This is a genomic window from Oribacterium sp. WCC10 (genome assembly GCF_900113415.1).
Lineage (GTDB): Bacteria > Bacillota > Clostridia > Lachnospirales > Lachnospiraceae > Oribacterium.
The window spans coordinates 1-23,969 of record NZ_FOPH01000002.1; the positions used below are offsets into that span (position 1 = coordinate 1).

The following is a 23,969-nucleotide window of genomic DNA, read 5'->3' on the forward strand; positions in this document are numbered from 1 at the left end:
ACGCGAGCTGGGTTCAGAACGTCGTGAGACAGTTCGGTCCCTATCCGGCGCGGGCGTAGGATATTTGAGAGGAGCTGTCCTTAGTACGAGAGGACCGGGATGGACTGACCTCTGTTGGACCTGTTGGAGATCAACTCCAGTGCAGGGTAGGCATGTCGGGACTGGATAAACGCTGAAGGCATCTAAGCGTGAAGCCACCCTCAAGATGAGATATCCCATCGCAAGAGTAAGACCCCTTGAAGACTACGAGGTAGATAGGGCTAAGCTGTAAGTGCTGTAAAGCATTCAGGTGATAGTTACTAATAGGTCGAGGGTTTGACCAATATGCTGGTTTAAGTTTTGATGTTGAAATTCTTTAAAATGAATGGTAATATATAGAACAGGTATTTTGTTATGCCTTCATAGCTCAGTCGGTAGAGCACGCGGCTGTTAACCGCGGTGTCGTTGGTTCGAGTCCATCTGGAGGCGCGATTGCAAGTATTTGCATCATTTATAAGGCGAAGTAGCCAAGTGGTAAGGCGTGGGTCTGCAACACCCTGATCACCGGTTCGAACCCGGTCTTCGCCTTTGTTTGGCGCCATGGTCAAGTGGTCAAGACACCACCCTTTCACGGTGGTATCACGAGTTCGAATCTCGTTGGCGTCACTTATTTGAGGTCTTAAGCGTAAGCTTAAGGCCTTATTTTTTTATAGTCACACGTATCTATTGTATTTTCATAGAATTATAAAATCACAGGTTATTTAAACATAAAAAATATGGTCGTTTTTTAGAGTATATGAAAGAATGAAACTCTGATATATAATAACAAAGCGCGTTAAATATACATGTATAGAAACATAAGTTATAGGAACCATTTATATTATTTACATATAATTGGATTATATGTTCGTTAATCATTTCATAAAATTATTCGAAGAATGTTTATAACCAGGCAAGGATGCTAAAGATGAAATGAAAATTACAGAGAAGGAGATTAATGTTAATTATGGAATTAATCATGCAAGAAAAGTATTTATTAGGGCTATTGAAAATGAGAAATAAAGGTATTCGTATTTTATTTAATGGAAAAGAACTGCCTTATGAATTCTGGTGCAGATTATTTCATAAGTCAGATAAAGGCGGATTTTATAAAACCGATTATTGTAATTATAAAAACAATGAGATCAATTTTAAATGGATAACTTTAAAGTAAAAATCATTAGGTAAATGTTATATGTTTATGAAGGAACCCTGCAGCAAGGGTTCCTTTTCTTGTATATATATTTTTTTTTTGATATTATTTATCAAGTTAGGATGGATATATAGCGTATCCGGGAGGTTACAGATGGCTGTGAAAAAATTATTAATTTCGTTACTTGAAGATAATAAAGGAAGATTTGTTTCGGGTGAAGAAATAGCAGAAAAACTGAATTGTTCACGAACGGCTGTATGGAAAGCTATCAATCAATTGAAAGATGAAGGATACGATATAGATTCAATAAGGAATAAAGGATATAAGCTTTCTGAAAAATCCGATATGTTGTCAGAAGAAGCCATACAAAGATATCTTAATTATTCTTATCCTGTAAAGGTTTTTCAGGAAATCACGAGTACAAATGATGTATTAAAAAAGATGGCGGTAGCTGAGCATTCTGTACATGGAACAACAATCATATCAGATTACCAAACGGGTGGAAAAGGTAGACTAGGTCGCACTTTTTTTTCACCAAAAAAGAGTGGATTATATATAAGTATGCTACTGAGACCGCAGGGTACAGTTATAGATAACCTTATGTTAACAGCTCAGTCAGCTGTTGCTGTTTATAGAGCTGTAAAAAGGGTTACAGGAATAAAGTTATCAATTAAATGGGTAAATGATCTTTACTATGATGGAAGAAAGGTTTGTGGGATACTATCTGAAGGCCAGGCCAGTATGGAATCAGGCCGGATGGATTATATTGTGGTTGGTATAGGTGTAAATATCTATGAGCCAGAGAATGGTTTCCCGGAAGATATAAAGAATAAGGCCGGATCGCTTTTGGGTAGGCAATCGGATGCCGTAGCTATAGATAGAAATAAGCTTGCAGCGGAGATTATCAAAGAGTTTTATAGCATTGCAGAAGAAAAAAAGCTTGCTCCAGAATATATAGAAAGAAATTTGGTGCCAGGACATGATATTATAGTAATAGATGGCTTAAAAGTGCGTAACGCTCATGCAGTAGGTATCAGAAATGATGGTACATTAGATATTGTTGAGGATAATGGTACACCAGGTAATCTAGTGTTTGGGGAAGTATCTGTAAGGCTTAATGATAATAAAGTTATTATTTAATTGTATTGCAAACAACTTTGAGGAAAGAAATGAGTGAAAGCAAAAAAAGGAGTTCAAGTAAAAGAAAAAAGCAGGAAGCCACATTAGTTGGAGATTTATTTAAGATACTTTTTGCTGTATCTATGCTTGTTGTGGCAATTCTTATTGCTTTTTTTGTTTTTAAAAATGTAGATGGTTTTTCATTACCGGATTTACGAGTAAATATCACAGATAGTAATGAGCCTATAACAGTAACTGTAGCTGCAACAGAGTCTTCAACTACTGAAGAATATACCGTTAACAGCACTGTATCCAAAGTTATTGAAGCTTCTTCAGATGCTGCTGAAGTTGAAAAAAATATTGAATCAGCTGAGGCTTCTGTAGAAGCAGAGGAAACTGAAAAGAAAAAGGATGCTTCAGAAGAAATAGAAGAACTTAATGAATCGGATGAAAATTCTGAAGAGTCAAAGAGTAAAAAGAAAGAGGAAGAAACGGTAGATGACAGAGACTATGAGGAATCTGATTATACCGAAGAGGAGGATAATCCTCATATAATTCCGGAAAATGCAGGGAATGGAATAATTAATGATGGTCCTGTTGTAGGTGATAATAGAATCAATGAAAGTCCGGGATGGACACCTGACAGTGCTACCGAGATTAGTAATGCCGGGCCGGTAGTTATTGATTAATGATTTACGTTTGAAATTTAAAAGATATAAATATCCACAAGAAAAAATTTGAGAAAACATGATTTATTATTTATTGGGAAAATCTGCCAGTGGGAAAGATACTATATATAAACGGCTTAAGGAATTAAATCCGGATTGGAAAGAAGTTACTCCATATACCACAAGACCTATAAGAGAAGGTGAGTCTGAAGGTGTAGAGTATCATTTCGTAAGTGAAGAACAGATGGATAGTTTCAAGGCAGATGGAAAAATGATAGAAGAAAGAACATATCAGACAGTATATGGACCTTGGAGATATGGTACTGTCGATGACGGACAAATAGATTTTTCAAGAAAACATGATTATCTGATGATAGGAGTTCTTCAAAGCTATATAAGTACCAGAGATTACTTTGGATGTGAAAATGTAGTACCTCTATATATTGAGGTTCCCGATGAAATTAGACTTGAAAGGGCGAAACTTCGCGAGCTGAAAGAGAGTACGCCAAAATTTGAAGAGATGTTAAGACGATTTGAAGCTGACAATATTGATTTTTCAGAAGATAAACTTCAAAATGCCGGAATTGTAAAAAGGTATGAAAATATAGTTGTAGAAGATTGTATAGATGAAATCATTAAAGATACCAGAAAATAACATATATAACGCTTATCTGATAGAAGGCGAGGATATGGAGTTCATAAAAGCAGCGGCAGTTGGTTTTGCGGAAAAGCTGTTAATGAAAGATATTGATAAGAATAATTCAGAAACTAAGAACTTATCAATTTACGAGGAAAGAGGGTATGCTTCCCTAGAAGAGTGGCAGGATAGCGTAAAGAAAAGGGTGAGTAATAACGAGCATCCGGATTTATTCGTTATAAGTCCGGATAAACCAGAAGATAATCCAACAACAATTTCTGTAGGTAATATAAGAGAAAATATAGCAAATGCAGTTGAAATAAGGCCATATGAAGCTATATATAAAGTTTATCTGATAGAGCATGCGGAATGTATGAATCAACAGGCACAGAATGCGCTGTTAAAAACACTGGAAGAGCCACCAGAGTATGTTGTTATCATGCTTCTAGCAACTAATTCAGATGCATTTTTACCTACAATATTATCAAGAGTAATAGAAATTAAGGCCGGAGAAAGAGATGTAAAAGAAATCATGAATGACATGATTTCTGAGGATTGGTCGAGAGAAACAGTTCACTTCTTAGCTGAAATAACATTCAAAAATAGTCGAGAGATTATAGATTTTACAGATAAAATTACAAAGGAGTGGAAAGTACCAATTCGTACATTTCTATGTTTTATTGAAATTGTTTTAAGAGATGTGTTATGCTATAAAAGTACGTCAAAAATACAACTAATTTATGGACAAGAGATATCAGAGGACATAATTAAGATGGCAAATGTAATGAGCTACGAGAGGATAGGACGTGCAACAGATAATATTGAAAGAGCATTTAGAGACTTAACATTAAATGTTAACAAAGAAATTATGATTGAAGACTTTTTGTTAAAACTTAGACAAAATCATCACTGATTATTTATTATTTGTTTTTTCAGTACCGGGGTGTTGTGTTAAGGTACTGAATTTTTTTATAATTAAATATGTATCAATAGATTAAAAACTTGTCATTCGATGAGTATTTATAATAAATTTATTTAATAAAAGAATACAAGGGATGGTGATGATCCCGGAGGAATATATGACTGAAGTAATAGGTGTAAGATTTAGAACAGCTGGAAAAATATATTATTTTGCCCCAGGTGATATTGAGTTTAATAAAGGTGAGCATGCCATTGTTGAGACTGCCAGAGGCGTAGAATATGGTTATGTCGTGATGGGTAATAAGGAAGCGGAGGATGAGAAAATTATACAGCCGCTTAAGCCTGTTATCCGTAAGGCACTTCCGGAAGATGATCAGAAATATGATGAAAACCAGCAAAAAGAAAAAGAAGCTTTTAAGATTTGTCAGGAAAAAATACATAAGCATAATCTAGATATGAAATTGATTGATGTGGAATATACTTTTGATCGAGGTAAAGTGCTTTTTTACTTTACAGCAGATGGCAGAGTAGATTTTAGAGCGTTGGTAAAGGATCTTGCATCAATCTTCAGAACACGTATAGAATTGAGGCAAGTGGGTGTACGTGATGAGACAAAAATTCTAGGTGGATATGGAACATGTGGACGTCCTTTATGCTGTCACACGTTTCTTTCTGATTTTGCTCCGGTTTCAATACGTATGGCAAAGGAGCAGGGACTTAGTCTTAATCCGGCAAACATTTCCGGTGTATGTGGAAGACTTATGTGCTGTCTTAAAAATGAAGAAGAGGTGTATGAGTTTTTAAATTCCCGTCTTCCGTCTATGGGTGATATGGTAACTACACCGGACGGACTTAAAGGTGAGGTTACTTCTGTATCTGTTTTGAATCAAAAAGTAAAAGTTATCGTTAACCTTGAAAAAGAGGATGAGAAGGAGCTTAGAGAGTATAAAGTTTCAGAGCTCAGATTTAAGCCGCGTAAAAAAAGCAATAATGGAAATGATAAGAAACAGGAAGGGAAAGGCAATAATCACAAAAATAACAAAAACAACAATCAGATGAGCCATGAAGATGATGACATCGAAGCATTAGAGAAACTTGAAAGAGCTGATGTTAAGTCTGGACTTGAAGATTGATATGTATGGATAAGGGCGGGAGATGATACAACATCTTGAGCCCTTATTTTAGAATAAATATAAAAAAGATATAAGGAAAGAATTATGGCTGAAAGAATAGATGATCTACAATGTAACGGGTATAAAATAATACAGGATACAGAGGGATTCTGTTTTGGAATGGATGCTGTTTTGCTGGCTAACTATGCATTATCTGCAGTAACTAATGAAACAAGATTGTTAGACTTGTGCAGCGGAACAGGAATAGTGCCTCTTCTTATTGCTGCTAAAACCGATTGTAAGGAATTGTTAGGATTAGAACTGCAGAAAGATGTATCCGATATGGCTAAAAGATCTATTGAAATGAATCATGAGGAGTACAGGATGAAAATGATTCAGGGAGATCTTAAGGAAATCAAGGAAATGAAACTGGCTTCGAGTATGAATGTTGTAACGTGTAATCCTCCATATATGAGCGCCGGATTGCTTAATACAACTGACAGAAAGCTTATATCTCGACATGAGGTTATGTGTACATTAGGAGATGTGTGCTATGCGGCAGCATATGCCTTAAAATCCAATGGGAAATTTTATATGGTTCACAGACCGAATCGACTTGTGGATATCTTCAATGAATTAAGGCGGGTTCACTTGGAGCCTAAACGTATGCGATTAATATATCCGTATGAATACAGTGAAGCCAATATGGTATTGTTGGAAGCTGTCAAAGGTGGAAAGACTCAATTAATTGTGGAAAAACCGTTAATTGTATATAAAGATAAAAATATTTACACGGATGAATTACTTAGTATTTACGCCGTTTCATGACAAAATATATAGTCTAAAATCAGACTATGGTCGGATTTTAGACAATTTTCAGACAATTTTTAATATGTTAATCTTCATGCATGAGAAATGTAGAGACGCTGTTTGCGTATTTTATATTTCTTGTGCATTTTCTTTTTTGGATATTTTGAAATGATGAAAGAGTAAGCATTAATTGGAAAGGAGACTGCTAAAAAAATAAATACCAAATATTATAAGGGAAAATGTGTATAAGAAAGAAGGAGTCAATTTGATGAATATAGGAGGCATAAAAGGAAAATTGAACAAAGCATTGGCGTTAATATCCTCCGGATTTACGCTGCTCCTTATATTTATTGCACTTTATACTCTTGTTTGCTCGCTTCGTGAACAGTATACAGGTACACCATACTTCTTGTTCGGCTGGAAACCGGTAATTGTTTTGTCTGATTCTATGGAGCCCACATATTCCGCAGGAGAAATCCTGTTGATCAGAGAGAAAGATGAAACACCGAGAGTTGATGACATAGTTATGTTTAAACAAACCAACTATGGGATAAACTCGTATGTTACACATCGTATCATCGGGAAGGATACCAGAGGATATATTACAAAAGGTGATGCCAATAATTCTGAAGATCCTGGAAGAATTAAGGATGAAGATATAATCGGAACAGTTGCACATGTACTGTTCTAACTAAGATCAGTTAACAGGACATGTGAATATTAATATGGTAACAGAGCGATTAAACTATCGAAAAAATATAATAATATATAAGAGAAGGGTGATAAAATAATGAAAATTAAAAGAATAGCAGCAGTAACTATAACTATGGCAGCATTACTATCAGCTTTAACTGGTTCGTATGCGTATTTTACGGATAAAGAGTTATTGGAAATCACAGCCAGAGCATCAAATCTTAATTTGTTTGTTGACAGATCTGAATTCACTGATGATAAAGTTTCAAATATGCTACCGGGTGATAGCAGAGATCTGAGTTATACTGTGGAGAATGTGGGAGCTGCTGATGCATTGGTATTTACGGAAATCACACTTGTTTCTTCTGTTCCAATGGATGATACAGTTGAATGGTTTATTCAGGATGCTGAAGGAAGTCTTGAGGAAGAAGACAGACAGGTAGATCCTGAGTTTTCCGGAGAAGATTTTGTAGATGATGTTACAATAAGTGAATTAATGGATAACAAAATTAAATTTGTTTCATTGACAGAAGATAATAAAGTTGCAAAATTTGTTGTTAATAATGGAATACTTACAACAGAAAGAAATCAAAACAAATGTAAAGTGGATTTAAAGCTGATGTTAGGACTTAATGCAGGGAAACGTTTCATGGACAGTACGTGTGAAGTAATAGCAAATGTTTACGGAATACAAACTGAAAATCTAGAAGATAATCTTAGCTGGGAATTCATTAAAGACAGTGCATATGCTAATGAAATGTCAGAATTTAATTAAAAAGCAGAATGTGATTCGAACTTAATATTATTAAAAGATAACGGTAATTATCCCCAAAATATAAATAAGGCATGAAAATAATATGTGATATACTGAACGCAATTAGCATGTATGTGTAGAGGACAATTAAATGGATTTAAAATTTTTCAGACCTAAATCAGAGGATGCCAAGAGAATAGCTCAGTTTTACTACATGCGTCCAAATAAAACTTGTGATAGTGGTGTTTTGGATACTTTTCTTTGGGCTGAGTATTATAACGTTCGTGTTTGTATAGAAGATGAAAAAGCACTGTTATCTCTTATGTATAAGAATGGAGAATATTTTTCGGCTATGCCATATTGCGTTGAGGAAGACTTAGCTTATTATTTTGAGTTGATAAAGTCATATTTTAATGATGTTTTGCATAAACCATTAAAGATTTATCTTGCCGATGAAGAAGCAGTTAAAAAACTGAATCTGGAAAATGATGTCAGATTTTATGTTAGAGAGGAGGATGATTTAAAGGACTATCTATATGACGGGGATGAACTAAGAACGCTTTCCGGTAAGAAATTTCATAAGAAGAAAAATCTAATTAATAAATTTTTCAGAGAATATGAAGGCAGATGGGAATATAGGTCACTTAAGTGTAGTAATAAGGAAGAAATTCTGGAGTTTCTTGACAGGTGGTATCTCAAGCGATCTGAAGAAGAACAAAATGCTGAGGATAGCCTGGAGTATGAGATTAAGGGAATACATGAAATTTTCAAGGGATGTTTTTCGCTTGATAACTTTAAAACAGGCGGAATATATGTGGACGGAAGACTTGAGGCTTTTTCAATGGGAGCCTTAAATCCAAGAGAAAATATGGCATGTATAGATATAGAAAAGGGGAATTCATTGATTCCCGGAATATATCAGATGATAAATCAACAGTTTCTCATACATGAATTTCCCAATGCAAAACTTATCAATCGTGAGGATGATCTAGGACTTGAAGGATTAAGAGAGGCAAAACGAAGTTATAATCCCTGTGGATACGAAAGAAAATATATGGTCCTTCAAAAAGATTATACCGGATGGAAGGAAGAGATGTTTGATCAATACGAGAATGAGATAGACAAATATAACTAAAAAAATAGATATATTAAAAATATACTAGATCACATATATTAATAATGATATATCGATAAAAAGCTATGAAACAATTAAATGTTTTAACTGAAAAAAAACAAAAAAAGGAAACTAAAGCTCTTTATGAGTCAGTTTTTCCGGAGGATAAAGGTGACTTTTTAGAGTGGTACTATGAAGACAGATGCAAGGATAATATAGTTATAGACATAAAGGTGGATGAAAAGGTCATAGCAATGGCGCATCTAAATCCATTTACGATTTGCAGAAAAGGCGAGACATATACAGATGTTTTCTATATATATGCGGTTGCTACAGATGTAGAGATGCGACATAGAGGTTATATGACTGAGGTTTTGAATAAAGGCTTTGAAATCATGCATCAAAAAGGTATACCTTTCTGTTTTTTAATACCAACTAATAAAGATATATATGAGCCATTTGGTTTTTATTCTGTAGCTGAATTTACACCGGAAAGAATAAAGGATTATGAATCTGTTAAGACCGAATATGACATATATATTAAGGAAGATGATGATTATCGGAGAAGAGCCGGAATGGAAGATGTTTTATGTGATGAAAACAGCAGTATACCTGAGGATGCTGTTATTATGGCAAAAATAATATCAAAAGAATCCTTTTTAAGATTCAGTGGTCTGAAGTATAATACTACGGAATCAGAAATGATAAAATGGCTGAGAAGTCAACGTATATATATATCAGAATCAGTTTAATAACCGGGGATGGAAGAAATATGGATAAGATTGAAGTTGGCGATATAATTACTGTGAAAAAACAGCACCCTTGTGGTTCTTTGGAGTGGGAAGTATTGAGGGTAGGAGCTGATATACGTATAAAGTGTCAGGGATGTGGTCACATATTGATGCTTCCAAGACCCAAAGTATGCACTATGATCAAAAAAATCAGTAGAACATAGAATGAAAAAAGAATAATCATAAAATTTAAAATAAAAAAAATAATTCAAATAAGAAAAATGCTTGCAATATTTCGGCTTTTTTGTTAACATTCAGTACCGTATCAATAAATTCCTTGTTTCCGCCTAATTGCGGGAGCCAGAGACCAAAAGGAGGTAAAGCAGATGAACAAATATGAATTATGTGTTGTTCTGAGTGCGAAGCTCGAAGATGAGGAGAGAACAGCTGCTCTCGAAAAGATTAAGGGATATATCACCCGTTTCGGTGGCACTGTTGGAGAGAACATCCAGGAGTGGGGCAAGAAGAGACTTGCATATGAGATTCAGCATATGAAGGAAGGCTTCTACTATTTCATTCCATTTACAGGTGATTCCAATACTCCGAATGAGCTTGAGAGCCACATTCGCATTATGGAACCAGTTATCAGATATCTTGTTGTTAAGCCAGAAGCTGAGACAGAGGCTGTAGCTCCAGAAGCTGCTGCAGAAGAGAAAGCTGAGTAAGCAAGCGGAAAGCGAGAACAAAAATGAACAAAGTTATCCTAATGGGTAGATTAACCAGAGATCCTGATGTGAGATATTCACAGGGTGAGAACTCTATGGCAATCGCAAGGTATACATTAGCGGTAGATCGCCGTGTACGTAGGACTGATGGAAGTGCTCAGGACCAGCAGACAGCAGATTTTATTGGTTGTGTTGCTTTCGGTCGTTCTGCAGAGTTTGCAGAGAAATATTTACATCAGGGAACCAAGATTGCCGTTGAGGGAAGAATCCAGACCGGAAGCTATACTAACAAGGATGGTCAGAAGGTTTATACAACAGATGTTGTTGTAGAAAATCAGGAATTTGCTGAGAGCAAGAACGCTTCTAACGGAAGCGCAGGCGGTTACTCAGGCAACAGAGGTTTTGATTCTGTAGGTCATATGTCCTCACAGGGCGGAAGCTCAATCGGCGATGGTTTTATGAATATACCTGATGGGGTAGAGGACGAGGGACTCCCATTTAACTGATCGTAGGGAAACCCTTGTGGTATTTTACAAGGAGGATTAACCATGGCATTTCAGAAGTCAGATAGAAGTGGCTCAAGACCAAGAAGAGCCGGCGGCTTCCGTAGCAGAAGAAAGGTTTGTGTATTCTGCAGCGAGAAGGCAAAGCCTATTGATTATAAGGATGTAGCTACATTAAGAAAGTATATCTCTGAGAGAGGTAAGATTCTTCCAAGAAGAATTACTGGAACATGTGCTAAACATCAGAGAGCTATCACTCTTGCAGTTAAGAGAGCAAGACACGTAGCACTTCTTCCATATCAGGTAGATTAATTCTGAGTTTGATTTCTAATCATATTCGGGATATTAAGATCGGATATAGATAAGTATTTAGACCGTCATATCAGTATATACTGGTATGATGGTCTTATTTTAATATTATTATATTTATGGTATAATGCTATCCAAAGCTTTAGGCATATGGAGATGGACATGAGCATGAAAAATCCGAAAAACTTAATTGATAGATATTTTTCCTGGCCATTTATTTTAATAATGATACTGGTAATTGCCAATTTGATTCTGGCCTTGACAGATCCACATGCGGCATTTGTATTGTCACCATTTATTATTCTATATATTGGTGGTGCTGTATATATATATGCTACCAGAAAAACTAAACTTCAGGCTGCTTTACAGGCATATGCTATGGGGGCAAGTGATGTGCATTCGGAGCTTTTTAATGAAATGCCAACGCCATACTGCATGATTGATGAAAAGGGAAATGTTCTTTGGGGAAACAGACGATTTGAAGAAATCGTTGGTGATGACAGAGCTGCATCAGGTAATATAATGCAGATGTTTCCCAATATTCATGAAGAAATGTTTTATGAGGATGATATAACGCTGGAAATTCATTCTGACTATCAGGGAAGAAAGTATCTTGTAGACCTGATAAGAACAAAAGTAACAACAGAGGATGGATCTCAGCCTTCACTTTATGATCCGGAAATGAAAACCATAGCTGTTTATCTTAGGGATGAAACCGAGGAAACACAACTTAAATTTGCGTTAGACAGAGAGCATATAGTTATCGGGCTTATCTATATCGATAATTATGATGAGGTTTTGGTAGAAACGGAAGAAGTTAGACGTTCATTACTCACTGCACTTATTGACAGAAAGATCAACAGATATATTTCAACAGTTAGCGGCCTTATAAAAAAGATAGAAAAGGATAAGTATTTCTTTATATTAAAGGAACAGTTTTTGTCTAAGATGCTGGATGACAGATTCTCTATACTGGAAGAAGTAAAGCAGGTAAATATCGGAAACGATCTTGCAGTTACTCTCAGTATCGGAATCGGATATGGTGCGGAAACTTATTCTCAGAACTATGAATATGCAAGAACATCCATTGACATGGCTTTGGGAAGAGGTGGAGATCAGGCTGTAGTAAAGTCTAATGAAAATCTTACTTACTTTGGCGGCAAGGCCCAAGCTCAGGAAAAAACCACAAGAGTAAAGGCAAGAGTAAAGGCTCAGGCTTTCCAGGAACTTTTGGAATCAAGAGATAAAGTAATTATCATGGGACATGCCAATAGCGATGTTGACTGTCTTGGTGCTTCGGTAGGCGTCTATCGTATGGCAACTACTCTTGGAAAAAGAGCATATATTGTGGAAAATACAATAACATCAACTATTTTACCCCTTAAGGAGCGTTTTCTTCAAAGTGATGATTATCCGGAAGATATGTTTGTTACGGGACCGCAGGCAATACAGATGGTAGATGGTAATACTGTTCTCGTGGTGGTAGATTGTAATAGGCCTTCAATAATTGATGAACCGGAATTGTTAAAAGTTTGTAAGACAATTGTGGTATTTGATCATCATCGTCAGGCAAGTGAGTCTATACAGGGCGCTGTTCTGAGTTACTGTGAGCCATATGCTTCGAGTGCATGTGAAATGATTGCTGAGATGATGCAGTACATAGGTGACGGTATCAAAGTTAAGGGCCCTGAAGCTGACGCAATGTATGGTGGAATAGTTATTGATACACAGGAATTCACTAATCAGACAGGTGTACGTACTTTTGAAGCGGCAGCATATCTTAGACGATGTGGTGCAGATATAACAAGGATACGTAAAGTATTCAGAGAAAATCTCAAGGATTATCAGGCAAAAGCCGCGGCAATCTCAAGTGCTGAGATCTATCGCAATGCATATGCATTCAGCACCATTGATTCAAAGGGACTTGAAAGTCCGACAGTTATATGTGCTCAGGCTGCTAATGAACTGCTCAATATCAGAGGAATAAAGGCAAGTATCGTACTAACGTTTTATAATGATATAATATACGTTTCTGCACGTTCTATCGACGAGATGAATGTTCAGGTTCTCATGGAAAAACTCGGAGGCGGTGGACATCGTACCATTGCGGGAGTTCAATTCAGAGAAGGTACTGTACCTGAGGCTATCGCATCGATTAAAGAAGCAATAGACGAAATGATTAAGGAAGGAGAAGCTTCATAATGAAGGTTATTTTATTAAAGGATGTAAAGGCTCTTGGAAAGAAGGGTGATATTGTAGAGGTATCAGAAGGATATGGAAGAAACTTTATCATTCCATCCAAGACTGGTGTCATAGCTGACAACAAAAATATGAATACTTTAAAGCTTCAGAAACAGAATGAAGAGAAGATTGCAGCTGAAAAACTTGCTGATGCTAAAGCTCTGAAAGAGAAAATAGAACAGGTGAAGCTGACCATTACAGTAAAGTCAGGAAAAGACGGACGTACATTTGGTTCTGTTTCAACCAAGGAAGTTCAGGAAGCATTAAAGAGTCAGGCCGGTATTGAGGTTGATAAGAAGAAGTTTTCTGTAGATGTTCCTATGAAAAACCTCGGAGGATATGATGTTAATGTAAAGTTGCATAAGGATGTAACTGCAGTACTTCATGTATCGGTAATAAGTGCTTGAGATAAAAGGAAATAATAATGGCAGAAATGAATGAAAATATTCTGACAAGAGTGATTCCGCACAGTCAGGAAGCTGAACAGAGTGTTATTGGTGCGATGCTCAGGGATAAGGATGCTGTATCAACGGCATCAGAAATGCTAATTCCGGATGACTTTTATCAGAAGCAGTACAGTTTGATGTTTGATGCCATGCAGGATCTGTATAATCACGATCAACCGGTGGATATCGTAACATTGTCTGAAAAGCTAAAGAGTAATAATGTTCCTGCCGAGGTTTATGATATTTCGGTTATCCGTGATATAGTCATGGCTGTTCCTACCAGTGCAAATGTCAGATCCTACTGCAACATTGTAAAGGAAAAGTCAATCCTTAGAAGACTTATTAAGGTTAATGAAGAGATAGCCAATATGTGCTATGCAGGTGATGAAGAGGTTGATGACATACTTGGGCAGACTGAGCAGAAAATATTTAAACTTCTTGAGACGAGAAATACAGGTGAATCAGAGTCAATAGCCACAGTTGCTTTAAAGGTTCTTGATAATATTCAAGAAGCAGCTAAAAATGGAGGACAAGTTACCGGAGTATCAACAGGCTTTTATGATCTCGACTACAAAACTGCGGGACTGCAGAAGTCTGATCTTATACTTGTTGCGGCACGACCATCAATGGGTAAAACCGCATTTGTGCTTAATATACTTGATACGGTCGGGGTTCGTCAGCACAAGCCATGTATGATTTTTTCACTTGAAATGTCAAGAGAACAGCTTGTAAATCGTATGCTTTCTATGGAATCTCTTGTAGATGCTGATAAGCTGAGAAAGGGTTCTCTTACAGATGAGGATTGGGGTGAACTTATCAACGCTGTTGATAAAGTATCAGATGCAAACATTATCATTGATGATACTCCAGGTATCACAGTGACAGAAATGCGTTCCAAGTGTCGTAAGGTAAAGCTTGAAAAAGGGTTGGATCTTATAGTAATAGACTATCTTCAGCTTATGTCGGGATCAGGTAAAGGAAGTGACAGCCGTCAGCAGGAGATATCTGAGATATCAAGATCACTTAAGGCTATTGCAAGAGAAATGCAGTGTCCTGTTCTTGCGCTTTCGCAGCTTTCCCGTGCATGTGAGCAGCGGCCGGATCATAGACCTATGCTTTCCGATCTTCGAGAATCAGGTGCCATTGAGCAGGATGCGGATATAGTAATGTTCCTGTATAGAGATGATTATTACAATAAGGATACGGAGCACCCTAATGAGGCAGAAGTTATCATAGCAAAACAGAGAAATGGACCTATAGGTACGGTAACATTATTGTGGCAGCCACAATACACCAGATTTGTAAATCAGGATCATTCGGTAAGGGAAGCAAGTTATTGATATTGATTAAGTGTCGAATAAAATAACGAAGAGTAGTGGCGAAGACATGAATATACATTAAACTTTTATAAAATATTATTCATGTGTTTGCAATTTAATTTTGGATATTATAATATCTGTCATTATGATGTAATTAAGTCAGTATATAGTGATGTGAATATTGCCGTAAAATGACTTTTCATCAAATAATAAAAAGGAGGAGCCATTATGAAGATAGAAAGAATAGATGACAACTCCATCAGGTGTACATTAACCAGCTTGGATCTTAGTTCAAGGAATATAAATCTGCGTGATATGACATATGGATCTGAAGCAGCTAAGCGTTTGTTTACGGAGATGATGCAGAAAGCGCAGACAGAGGTTGGGTTTATTGCAGACAACGGGCCGTTAATGATTGAAGCCGTGCCGTTACAGGGTGGATCCATACAGCTTGTTATATCTAAGGTCGACGATCCGGAGGAATTGGATACACGTTTTTCCAAGTTCGCGCAGTCCGGTTCTATGCAGAGCGGATGGATCTCGCAGTTAGCAAGTGAGATACTGGAGGGTGCTCAGGATCTTATAAAAGAGATCAAGGAGAGCAGCAGCCAGGTAAAGTCAGGTGCTGATGATGTTAATGCATTGGAGCCAACGGATGGTGCAGAAGTATCCGGTGAAGGTACAAATAAATCAACCGTTCCACATGATGATGTAATCAGGGTATATGTGTTTAAGACACTTGATCGTGTTATAGATGCATCTACAGCTGTCGGAGACATATATTCCGGTATTAATACATTGTATAAGGATAATAAAGAAGGTAAGTTTTATTTGGTTCTTCATACCGGTGAAGGTGGTACAAGTGCACTTAATCGCGCATCAAACCTTATGAATGAGTTTGGAAGTAAGCTTAAGGATAATGATCTTTATGAAGCTTACTTTAAGGAGCACTTTGATCTTATTGTTGATAAGAATGCCATGCAGAGGTTAAGAAGTATTTAGTACCTGTCCAAGTTTTATTATGTCATAACCTGATAAGAATTGGATTATATTTCAATGTAAGAGGAGATAATAATTATGATTACAGTAACAAAGGATATGAGAATCGGAGACCTTCTTCAGATAAATGAGATGGTTGCTCCGTTCCTGATGCAGAATGGAATGGGATGTATCTATTGTCCTTCTTCTATTTCAGAGTCCCTTGAAGAGGCTTGTATGGTACATGGAATTGACAGTGATGCACTTACAGCAGATCTCAATGATGTGCTTCGTGAGTATGAAGAATCACAGAATGGAAATGTAGAGGCTTAAGAATTAAATATGATAAAAAAGAGTATCTCATCATATGAGATACTCTTTTTTTATCTTGATTTCATGGATAAACCACCACTTAATAGTTCACCTGTTATATCTGCAAGTTCATGAGGTGTTTCGTGCATTCCGCTTGAAAACCAGTATTGCAGCAGACTGATGCATCCGCCTACTACGAATGCGTAATAGCTGTCAAACTGATTGATACCCTGCTTTCTTACTATGATGGACCAATCTGTAAGACATTTTTCTCGTACAAGTTCTTTCAATCGATTCAGGAATTTGATGTCGCCGTTTTCTCCAATTAGTATACGTACAAAATTGGAATTTTCCTTACAAAGATTGTAAACCGCTTCAAATATGCGAGTTGGATCATTGGAAACCGTTGATTCATCAAATTCGCTGATAGTCTCGTGTAGCTCAGCAAGAAGATCATTTTCTGATTGTTCCAAAAGATCAAAAACATCTTTGTAATGAAGATAGAAAGTCCCTCTGTTTACATCAGCCAGATCGGTAAGTTCGCGTACTGAAATATCTTTTACACGTTTTGTTTTCATAAGTTCAGCAAGAGCGGATTTGAGCGCTGATTGGGTTTTTCGTATCCTTCGATCTGTTGCATCCGGAGATTTCTTTTGAACTGACATAATAAACCTTTCTTTAGCATTATGTGTTTAGGAATATTCGCTTCATTATTTTGGAAAAACACATCGAATACAATGAAATTGCACTATTTTATAATGGATATTATAAAATATCTGTTAATAAACTATAAAAATAGTGCGATAATTAACATAATACGACAATGTGTTCAAAAACAAACTAAATGATGAAAATTGACTATTGCGAATTATAACGCTTATTTTTAAAATGAAAATATCACAATAATGAACATGTGTCAACAAACGAATAATTGTTTTGAAACAAACATTCGTTGTAAGATAGACAGAGGGGATAATATGGCAGACTTGAATAATAATACAGAAATAGATGCAGAAAAGGACGGATTAGAAGAATCTGCAGAGAAGATCACGAAACGAGGTAATCTAGCTGATTTCATTGTTGATCATAATAAGGGAATACGTAACATAGTTTTAACACTGGTTGTTGTGTTTGCGATTTGTTATCCCTTTGTTGCAATCAATTATGATTTGACAAAATACCTTCCTAACACGGTAGACTCAAAGATTGCTATAAATAAGATGAAAGAAGTTTTTGGGTACCCCGGCTCCGGAAGACTGATGCTTAAAGATGTAACAATCTATGAGGCAAAGCAGTTTAAAAATCAGATTGAAAAAATCGATGGTGTAGATCAAGTGGTCTGGTGTGATACAACAACTCAGGTTTACGGTTCATCAGAGTTCATCGACTATGACAAAATTGATGACTACTATAAAGATGGATGCGCAGTTATGGATATAACTTTTATTGAGGGAGACACATCAAAGCGCACTCATAAGGCTATTGCAGAAATTGACAAGCTTATAAAAGGAAGAGGATATCTTGTAGGAATGTCTCCTACAAACAAGTTTATCGAAGAAAATGTACAGAAGGAGATGAAGGAGATTCTTGTAATAGTAGTTATACTTATCTTCATTATTCTTTTGTTTACTACTACTTCCTGGTTTGAACCTGTTCTTTTTCTTTCGGTTATAGGCTGTGCTATAGTTTTGAACAAAGGTTCTAACATATTTCTAGGGGAGATATCATATATCACTAATAACATAAGTGATATTCTTCAACTTGCCACATCAATGGATTATTCTGTATTCCTGCTTCATGCCTATGAGAGGCAGAGAGAGGTCGGACTTGATAAGGAGTCAGCACTTAAGGTAGGACTAATGGGAACCATAACAACTATTCTGGCATCATCCCTCACAACGTTCTTTGGTTTCATAGTACTGATATTTATGAAGTTTACTATAGGTTGGGATATGGGTATCGTTATGGCTAAGGGAATCATTTGTTCTCTTTTGATGGTTATCTTTTTTATGCCATCACTGCTTTTAAGTTGGTCTGACAAAATTGATAAAACAAGGCATAGACCATTCCTTCCAAGTTTTCATAAATTCAGTATTGTGGTAAATAAGATAAGTCCTTATCTGCTGGTAGCATCACTTGCCATTGCAGGGCCTATTTACATAGCTCAGGGAATGAATAACTTTAAGTATGGACCCGATGCAACCGGTGCAGGACCGGGAACTTCCATGTATGAGAATTCAAAAGAAATAGATGAGAAATTTGGAAGATCAAATCTGCTTGTAGCTATATTCCCTGATAATGACCATCTAAAAGAAAAAGAATTGAGTGATAAGTTAAAGGATCTTTCTTATGTAAAAAATGTTATGGGAATGTCCGCTTATCTTCCGGATGGAATGCCGGAGAGTTTTCTTCCTGAATCAGTTACGGAGCTTTTTCATAAAGATGGATATGCCAGACTTCTTGTTTATATAAAGACAAAACCGGAATCCACAACTGCATATAAGTACAGCGGAGAGGTATCAGATATAATTAACAGTTATTATCCGGGGGAGGCATACATAACAGGTAATACTCCGACAACAAAGGATATGGAAGCAGTACTGATACCTGATTATAAGCTTGTGAATGCATTGGCGATGCTAAGTATATTTATAGTTGTTGCCATATCCTTTAAGTCGGTTTTTATGCCGCTTGTTGCTATGGTACCGATAATGATGGCTATATATGTAAATATGTCGTTCCCGTATTTTGCCGGATCTGAACTGATATTTATCGCATATGCAGTTGTTTCCTGTGTACAGCTTGGTTCAACTATAGATTATGCTATATCTTCAACTGAAGGATATCTGCAGTCTAGAAGCAGCCAGCCTGATAAAAGGGAAGCTGCAAGAAATATGACGGAGCTGAGTTTTCCTTCAATACTAACATCAGGAATCATACTTGTTGTTTGTGGATATGCAATCAGTATCAAGTCATCCATTCCTGCCATAGGACAGGTTGGACACCTTGTAGGACGAGGAGCAATATTCTCGGTTATATTTGTCACATGTCTGATGCCGGCACTTTTAAAGCTTTCTGACAGACTTATAACAGGAACATTTATATCAAGACACGAAAGACGTAAGCAGAAGCTTATGCAGTTTAGGGAGTATGTGCGAAACAAGAGAAGGCTCCGTAATCTTGAGAGAGATAAATATCGTGAAGTAGAAGATATTACCGAAGAAATGAAAAGACACAACACGAAAAAAGAGGGAGAGGAGTAAAGACAATGAGAAAGCATAAGACCGGAAGAATATTAAAAAAGACAGTGACTTATACCGTGCTTTTGAGCTGTCTTTCCACAAATATACTAATGGCATCGATGTCTGCATATGCAGCAGGTGCTCATGTGGATGTAGATGAGACAATGTATCTGAATCTTGACTACTATGGTACAGTAAGCAAGGCCAATGTGGTTAAGGGGATAAATTTTAATGGAGTTGAGAGTTATACGGACTTTGGGAATTATATAGACATTACCAATATGTCAGATGCACAGAAACCGGATTTTAAGAACGGGAAGGTAACCTGGAACAAGTATGATGGTGGTAAGTTTTATTTTCAGGGAACTCTTAAGCCTGAATCTGTAGAGGTACCATGGAAATTTGATATCACTTATAAGCTGAATGGTGTGGTTATTGATGCAGATAAAATTGCAGGGCAGTCAGGTCTTGTTGAGATGGATATCGATGCGTATCCCAATAAAAATGCTTCAGAATACATGAGAAACAATATGATGCTCATAGTTACTGTTCCTGTAGATGTGCAGAAGTGTTATTCTGTTGATGCGCCGAATTCACAGACATCCACACTTGGACAGTATACGGCAATTGTATTTGAAGCACTTCCCGGAAAAGAGGGACATTTTGAGATAAGGCTTGGCACGGATAGTTTCGAAACAGTAGGCGCTATCTTTATGATGAGTCCGGGTACAGTAGGTGATCTTTCAAAGATTAAGGATATCAAGAAAATCAAGGATGATTTCAGAGATGACACCAATGCTATGATGGACGATTTTGAAGATGTTCTTGATGGAGTAACAAATGTCCAGTCACAACTTGATCTTACCAACAGGATGCTTGCAAATCTCCAGTCTGGTAAGGATAAGCTTCACAACAATGCTCAGGTTATATTTAATGGTAATGATGTTGCTATTCAGGATCTTCGTAATCTTCAGGGAACGCTTGAACCGTTAAATGAGGATCTTAAGACCACTCAGTGGATGGTATATGATATCAATTCAAATCTTAATACTATGGATTCTCATCTTATGGATGCAAGTACCAAGCTCAACACACTTAATAAGAGGCTGAAGCAGTTAGGTAATTCCATGAGTGGTACCAGTTTATCAAATCTGGATATACAGGATTTAAATGATGATGCATCCAAAGCTATAGACAGTTTAAATGATGTAGTGACCGGTGTTAATTCGATGACAAACAATACTACAAAGAACAGGGAGCAGATAAGTGCAAGTGCTTCTGAGATAATCACTGATGCGACATTGGATAGTACAGCGGATAATCGAGGTTATGACAAGTTAAGTGATAAGGAAAAAAGTCTCATTTCTGCAGTTTCACAGGTAATGGGTGATGTGAGCAGTATAGATACAGGTTCACTTGCAGCTATACTTGCAGTAGCCAATACAAATGCAGCAGGTGTATCGTCAGATTCAGATGAAGAGAAGGCAAAGTACATAGCATATGTAAGTACTCATAGTGACGAACTTAAGGATTTGGCGGCTAAAAAGCAGGATGCAACTATGAAGGTCACAGCGCTCCAAACAGCATTACAGACTGTTTCAGAAAAATTAGCAGATCCTACCACAGAAGAAGCGGAAAAGGCAGTACTTCAGGCAAAAATAGCAGAATATCAGGATGGTCTTCAGAAGATAAGTGAGGCAACAAAAGCTTCAGCAGCTCAGGCTACGCAGGAAGCTGAAGATGCAGGACTTAAAATTGATAAGGTTCAGGTCTATGCAAAGGTCATGACGGGCGATGAGGCAACGGCTAATGCAGGAAATGCATCAAAGTATTCGGGCAGTCTTAATTCACTTCTTTCATTAAAGAAAAATACCAAATCATTGGTAAATAACAATATAGCATCAGATAAAGAGATGGATTCTCTGTCAGACAGCTTACAGTCTCTTACTGATGCTATCTCAAATCTGGAAGATGAGAACGGAGACTTGTTTTCTTCTGATTCAACTGAAGAACTTATCAGTTCGATAAACAATGTTATTTCAGATCTTGATGATATCATGGATGATGGTGGTGCAGTAGCTTTTCAGACTGCAAGAACACTTAATACTGTCAGAAGCACAATTACTGATATAGACGCTCTCATTGGAATCATGAATGCTTACTATGAGGATGTTCAGAGAACATTTGAGGATTCAGAGAATGTTATCACGGAACTTGAAAAGACAACAGGCAATGCGTCAATTGCTCTCCAGAATGTTAATAACGTCCTTCGTTCAGCAGAACCTGATTTCAGTAGTGCTGCAGATGAGGGACTGGAGATAGGACGAAAAGCGGTAGATAATACTCAGGATGTTGTGGACAGTACGAAGCATCTTAAAGATACAGGCAGAAAATTGAGAAATACTATCAATGACAAACTAGATGAGGAAGAAGAGGATAATAACTTCCTTAATATGGATCCTGATGCGCCGAAGGTTTCTCTCACAAGTAAGGATAATCAGGAACCTACATCTATATCCATAGTATGCAGATCCGAAGAGATTTCTGTGGATAACAAGGATGAAAAGGTTTTGGATAGCGAAATTCCTGATGCGGGTTCAACATTCATTCAAAGGTTAAAGGCGGTATTCCTCAGGATGTGGAACGGAATAAAAGCAATATTCGGAAATTAATCGATATGAGAAATGAGGGTAGATATGAGGAAAAACATCGTAAAATATCTTGGCATTTGCAGTGTTATGAGTTTTTTTTCAACCATTACAGCATTCGCCATGGTAAAAAATGTAGTGATAAATGCAAACCTCGATAACATTAATGAACCTGATGCAGGAATATGTTTTTTTCCTGAATATGAGGTGGATAAGGATGATGATGTGGATGATGTGATCATTTCTAATCCAACCAGTATAAAGAATAATAATCCGACTATTCCGGCAACAATAAATGTTACAATCACAAGTGATGTCGGAGCTCTGGATGATGATCTGAAGATAACAGGAACAGGTATTCGTTCCACATATGTAGATGTGGTTTCTGTGGATAATACAGAAGCAAGCGGCAGACTACTTGTATATCCTCTTTATGAGCTTCCGGCTCCGGATGTAACTATTGATCCTGCAAACTCTCAGGTGAAATGGAATGATGTGGACTATTCCGGTAAGTATGAAGTTGTTATAACTTACCTTGATAAAAATGGTAATGAAAAAACTTCACATCATACAACAGAGAAGACATACTATTCCATCAACAATGCACTTAATAATGCTTACAACGGACAGTTTGGTGTTGCTGTAAGAGCCATTCCGACAGATGATCAGGGATATCAGGAAGCTGTTATTGATGCATCGGGAAAAGCATCCTGGACAAATTTTGACTCAACTTTCGCCGAAGAGTATGAGGTACGTATAAGCTATACAAATGTTGGCGGAAAGAAGGTTACCAAGAAATTCCGTACCAAAGAAAAGAGTCATGATGTATCAGGATACATTAACTCAGCACAGGCCGGAACATTAAAGGTTACTGTGAGAGCAATTCCAAAGAGAAATGATGCTTCTTACTATAATATTTCAATATCTGATTGGGCTTATGCAGGAAGCTATTCAGCAGATGTTAGTGATTATGATGTAGATGATAAGTGGGATTTTCTTGGCGATTACAAGTCAACTGTAGATGGTGAGTTTGCCACAAATGTAAAAAGTAACGGAACATACAACAGTGTGGCTAAAAGCACTTTAGGCTCCGGAGATACAAATGCTTTCTGGAAAAGGACTACGTATAAGTGGCAGTATATTGTTGATGGTGTGCCGTTTAATCAAGGGTGGAGACAGATCAACGGGAACTGGTATTATTTTGATACGGATAGCTATATGCACACCGGGTGGCTTCAGCTTAACGGAGCCTGGTACTATCTTGAATCCAAGGTTGGTGCTTCAACCGGTGTCATGTATACAGGAACGCATCAGATAAATGGAAGGACCTATGAGTTCGGTAGTGACGGTATTTGTATAAATTATTGATTTAGATTTTGGAAAAAAATATATTTCATATTATGGTGAGGATAATGTGATACAAGAAAAGGCATCTTGCTAAAGGTATAACACCAAGGCAGGATGTCTTTTCTTTTTTATTGCACTATTCTGACGAATCACAGGCATGAAATTTCTT

General features: G+C 36.9%; 24 protein-coding genes, 3 tRNA genes and 1 rRNA gene. 27 read left to right on the plus strand and 1 reads right to left on the minus strand.

Going from position 1 to position 23,969, the window contains the following annotated elements; genetic code table 11:
• The 24 genes from BM294_RS01335 to BM294_RS01450 all read left to right on the plus strand — a co-directional run.
• Positions 1-323, plus strand: a 23S ribosomal RNA gene (locus BM294_RS01335); the annotation flags it as partial.
• A 72-nt stretch (positions 324-395) separates the two neighbouring features.
• Positions 396-468, plus strand: a tRNA-Asn gene (locus BM294_RS01340).
• A gap of 28 nt (positions 469-496) precedes the next feature.
• Positions 497-567: transfer RNA gene (locus BM294_RS01345), tRNA-Cys, on the plus strand.
• Positions 568-573: 6 nt separating this feature from the next.
• Positions 574-645, plus strand: a tRNA-Glu gene (locus BM294_RS01350).
• A gap of 340 nt (positions 646-985) precedes the next feature.
• Positions 986-1,192: a hypothetical protein gene (locus tag BM294_RS01355; RefSeq protein WP_139225833.1), complete on the plus strand. Its 207-nt coding sequence runs from the start codon at positions 986-988 to the stop codon at positions 1,190-1,192.
• A 132-nt stretch (positions 1,193-1,324) separates the two neighbouring features.
• On the plus strand, positions 1,325-2,311 hold the full coding sequence (locus tag BM294_RS01360) for a biotin--[acetyl-CoA-carboxylase] ligase (protein ID WP_175494406.1): 987 nt from the start codon (positions 1,325-1,327) through the stop codon (positions 2,309-2,311).
• A gap of 29 nt (positions 2,312-2,340) precedes the next feature.
• Entirely contained in the window at positions 2,341-2,979 is a 639-nt protein-coding gene (locus BM294_RS01365; RefSeq protein ID WP_091204176.1) for a hypothetical protein, read from the plus strand.
• 58 nt (positions 2,980-3,037) lie between these two features.
• Positions 3,038-3,613, plus strand: coding sequence for a nucleoside/nucleotide kinase family protein (locus BM294_RS01370; protein WP_091204177.1), 576 nt, complete (start codon positions 3,038-3,040; stop codon positions 3,611-3,613).
• Positions 3,585-4,508, plus strand: coding sequence for a DNA polymerase III subunit (locus tag BM294_RS01375; RefSeq protein WP_091204179.1), 924 nt, complete (start codon positions 3,585-3,587; stop codon positions 4,506-4,508). The genes BM294_RS01370 and BM294_RS01375 overlap by 29 nt, the downstream gene beginning before the upstream one ends.
• A 166-nt stretch (positions 4,509-4,674) precedes the next feature.
• Positions 4,675-5,649, plus strand: coding sequence for a PSP1 domain-containing protein (locus BM294_RS01380; RefSeq protein WP_091204180.1), 975 nt, complete (start codon positions 4,675-4,677; stop codon positions 5,647-5,649).
• An 84-nt stretch (positions 5,650-5,733) separates the two neighbouring features.
• A complete protein-coding gene (locus BM294_RS01385) occupies positions 5,734-6,456 on the plus strand; it encodes a tRNA1(Val) (adenine(37)-N6)-methyltransferase (RefSeq protein WP_091204181.1) in 723 nt (240 codons plus the stop codon).
• 250 nt (positions 6,457-6,706) lie between these two features.
• Entirely contained in the window at positions 6,707-7,129 is a 423-nt protein-coding gene (locus BM294_RS01390) for a signal peptidase I (RefSeq protein WP_091204183.1), read from the plus strand.
• Positions 7,130-7,228: 99 nt separating this feature from the next.
• Entirely contained in the window at positions 7,229-7,906 is a 678-nt protein-coding gene (locus BM294_RS01395) for a TasA family protein (protein WP_091204184.1), read from the plus strand.
• Between the two features lie 130 nt (positions 7,907-8,036).
• Positions 8,037-9,020, plus strand: coding sequence for a DUF2156 domain-containing protein (locus BM294_RS01400; RefSeq protein WP_091204186.1), 984 nt, complete (start codon positions 8,037-8,039; stop codon positions 9,018-9,020).
• 65 nt (positions 9,021-9,085) lie between these two features.
• The gene (locus BM294_RS01405) at positions 9,086-9,751 is read left to right on the plus strand and encodes a GNAT family N-acetyltransferase (protein WP_091204187.1); all 666 of its coding nucleotides are present in this window, start codon (positions 9,086-9,088) and stop codon (positions 9,749-9,751) included.
• A 20-nt stretch (positions 9,752-9,771) separates the two neighbouring features.
• The gene (locus BM294_RS01410) at positions 9,772-9,954 is read left to right on the plus strand and encodes a DUF951 domain-containing protein (protein ID WP_091204189.1); all 183 of its coding nucleotides are present in this window, start codon (positions 9,772-9,774) and stop codon (positions 9,952-9,954) included.
• A 162-nt stretch (positions 9,955-10,116) separates the two neighbouring features.
• A complete protein-coding gene (gene rpsF / locus BM294_RS01415) occupies positions 10,117-10,455 on the plus strand; it encodes a 30S ribosomal protein S6 (RefSeq protein WP_036610977.1) in 339 nt (112 codons plus the stop codon).
• Between the two features lie 23 nt (positions 10,456-10,478).
• A complete protein-coding gene (locus BM294_RS01420; protein ID WP_091204190.1) occupies positions 10,479-10,961 on the plus strand; it encodes a single-stranded DNA-binding protein in 483 nt (160 codons plus the stop codon).
• A 42-nt stretch (positions 10,962-11,003) separates the two neighbouring features.
• Positions 11,004-11,270 carry a 30S ribosomal protein S18 gene (gene rpsR, locus BM294_RS01425; protein ID WP_036610981.1) on the plus strand — a complete coding sequence of 89 codons (267 nt, stop codon included), beginning with the start codon at positions 11,004-11,006 and terminating at the stop codon, positions 11,268-11,270.
• A 159-nt stretch (positions 11,271-11,429) separates the two neighbouring features.
• Positions 11,430-13,469, plus strand: coding sequence for a DHH family phosphoesterase (locus BM294_RS01430; RefSeq protein ID WP_442950772.1), 2,040 nt, complete (start codon positions 11,430-11,432; stop codon positions 13,467-13,469).
• Positions 13,469-13,915 carry a 50S ribosomal protein L9 gene (rplI, locus tag BM294_RS01435; protein WP_091204192.1) on the plus strand — a complete coding sequence of 149 codons (447 nt, stop codon included), beginning with the start codon at positions 13,469-13,471 and terminating at the stop codon, positions 13,913-13,915. The genes BM294_RS01430 and rplI overlap by 1 nt, the downstream gene beginning before the upstream one ends.
• 26 nt (positions 13,916-13,941) lie before the next feature.
• The gene (gene dnaB / locus BM294_RS01440) at positions 13,942-15,294 is read left to right on the plus strand and encodes a replicative DNA helicase (protein WP_091204592.1); all 1,353 of its coding nucleotides are present in this window, start codon (positions 13,942-13,944) and stop codon (positions 15,292-15,294) included.
• Positions 15,295-15,501: 207 nt separating this feature from the next.
• Positions 15,502-16,275, plus strand: coding sequence for an adaptor protein MecA (locus BM294_RS01445; protein WP_091204193.1), 774 nt, complete (start codon positions 15,502-15,504; stop codon positions 16,273-16,275).
• Between the two features lie 75 nt (positions 16,276-16,350).
• A complete protein-coding gene (locus tag BM294_RS01450; RefSeq protein WP_091204195.1) occupies positions 16,351-16,584 on the plus strand; it encodes a DUF1858 domain-containing protein in 234 nt (77 codons plus the stop codon).
• 50 nt (positions 16,585-16,634) lie between these two features.
• On the opposite strand, the gene BM294_RS01455 is transcribed toward BM294_RS01450, so the two are convergent.
• Complete coding sequence (locus BM294_RS01455) at positions 16,635-17,228, minus strand: TetR/AcrR family transcriptional regulator (protein WP_091204197.1); 594 nt, start codon at positions 17,226-17,228, stop codon at positions 16,635-16,637.
• 312 nt (positions 17,229-17,540) lie between these two features.
• On the opposite strand from BM294_RS01455, the gene BM294_RS01460 reads away from it, so the two are divergent.
• The 3 genes from BM294_RS01460 to BM294_RS01470 are packed head-to-tail and all read left to right on the plus strand — an operon-like array spanning position 17,541 to position 23,821.
• A complete protein-coding gene (locus BM294_RS01460; protein WP_091204198.1) occupies positions 17,541-19,826 on the plus strand; it encodes an efflux RND transporter permease subunit in 2,286 nt (761 codons plus the stop codon).
• A 5-nt stretch (positions 19,827-19,831) separates the two neighbouring features.
• Entirely contained in the window at positions 19,832-22,477 is a 2,646-nt protein-coding gene (locus BM294_RS01465) for a hypothetical protein (protein WP_091204200.1), read from the plus strand.
• A 24-nt stretch (positions 22,478-22,501) separates the two neighbouring features.
• A complete protein-coding gene (locus BM294_RS01470) occupies positions 22,502-23,821 on the plus strand; it encodes an N-acetylmuramoyl-L-alanine amidase family protein (protein ID WP_175494408.1) in 1,320 nt (439 codons plus the stop codon).
• Positions 23,822-23,969: the final 148 nt, after the last annotated feature.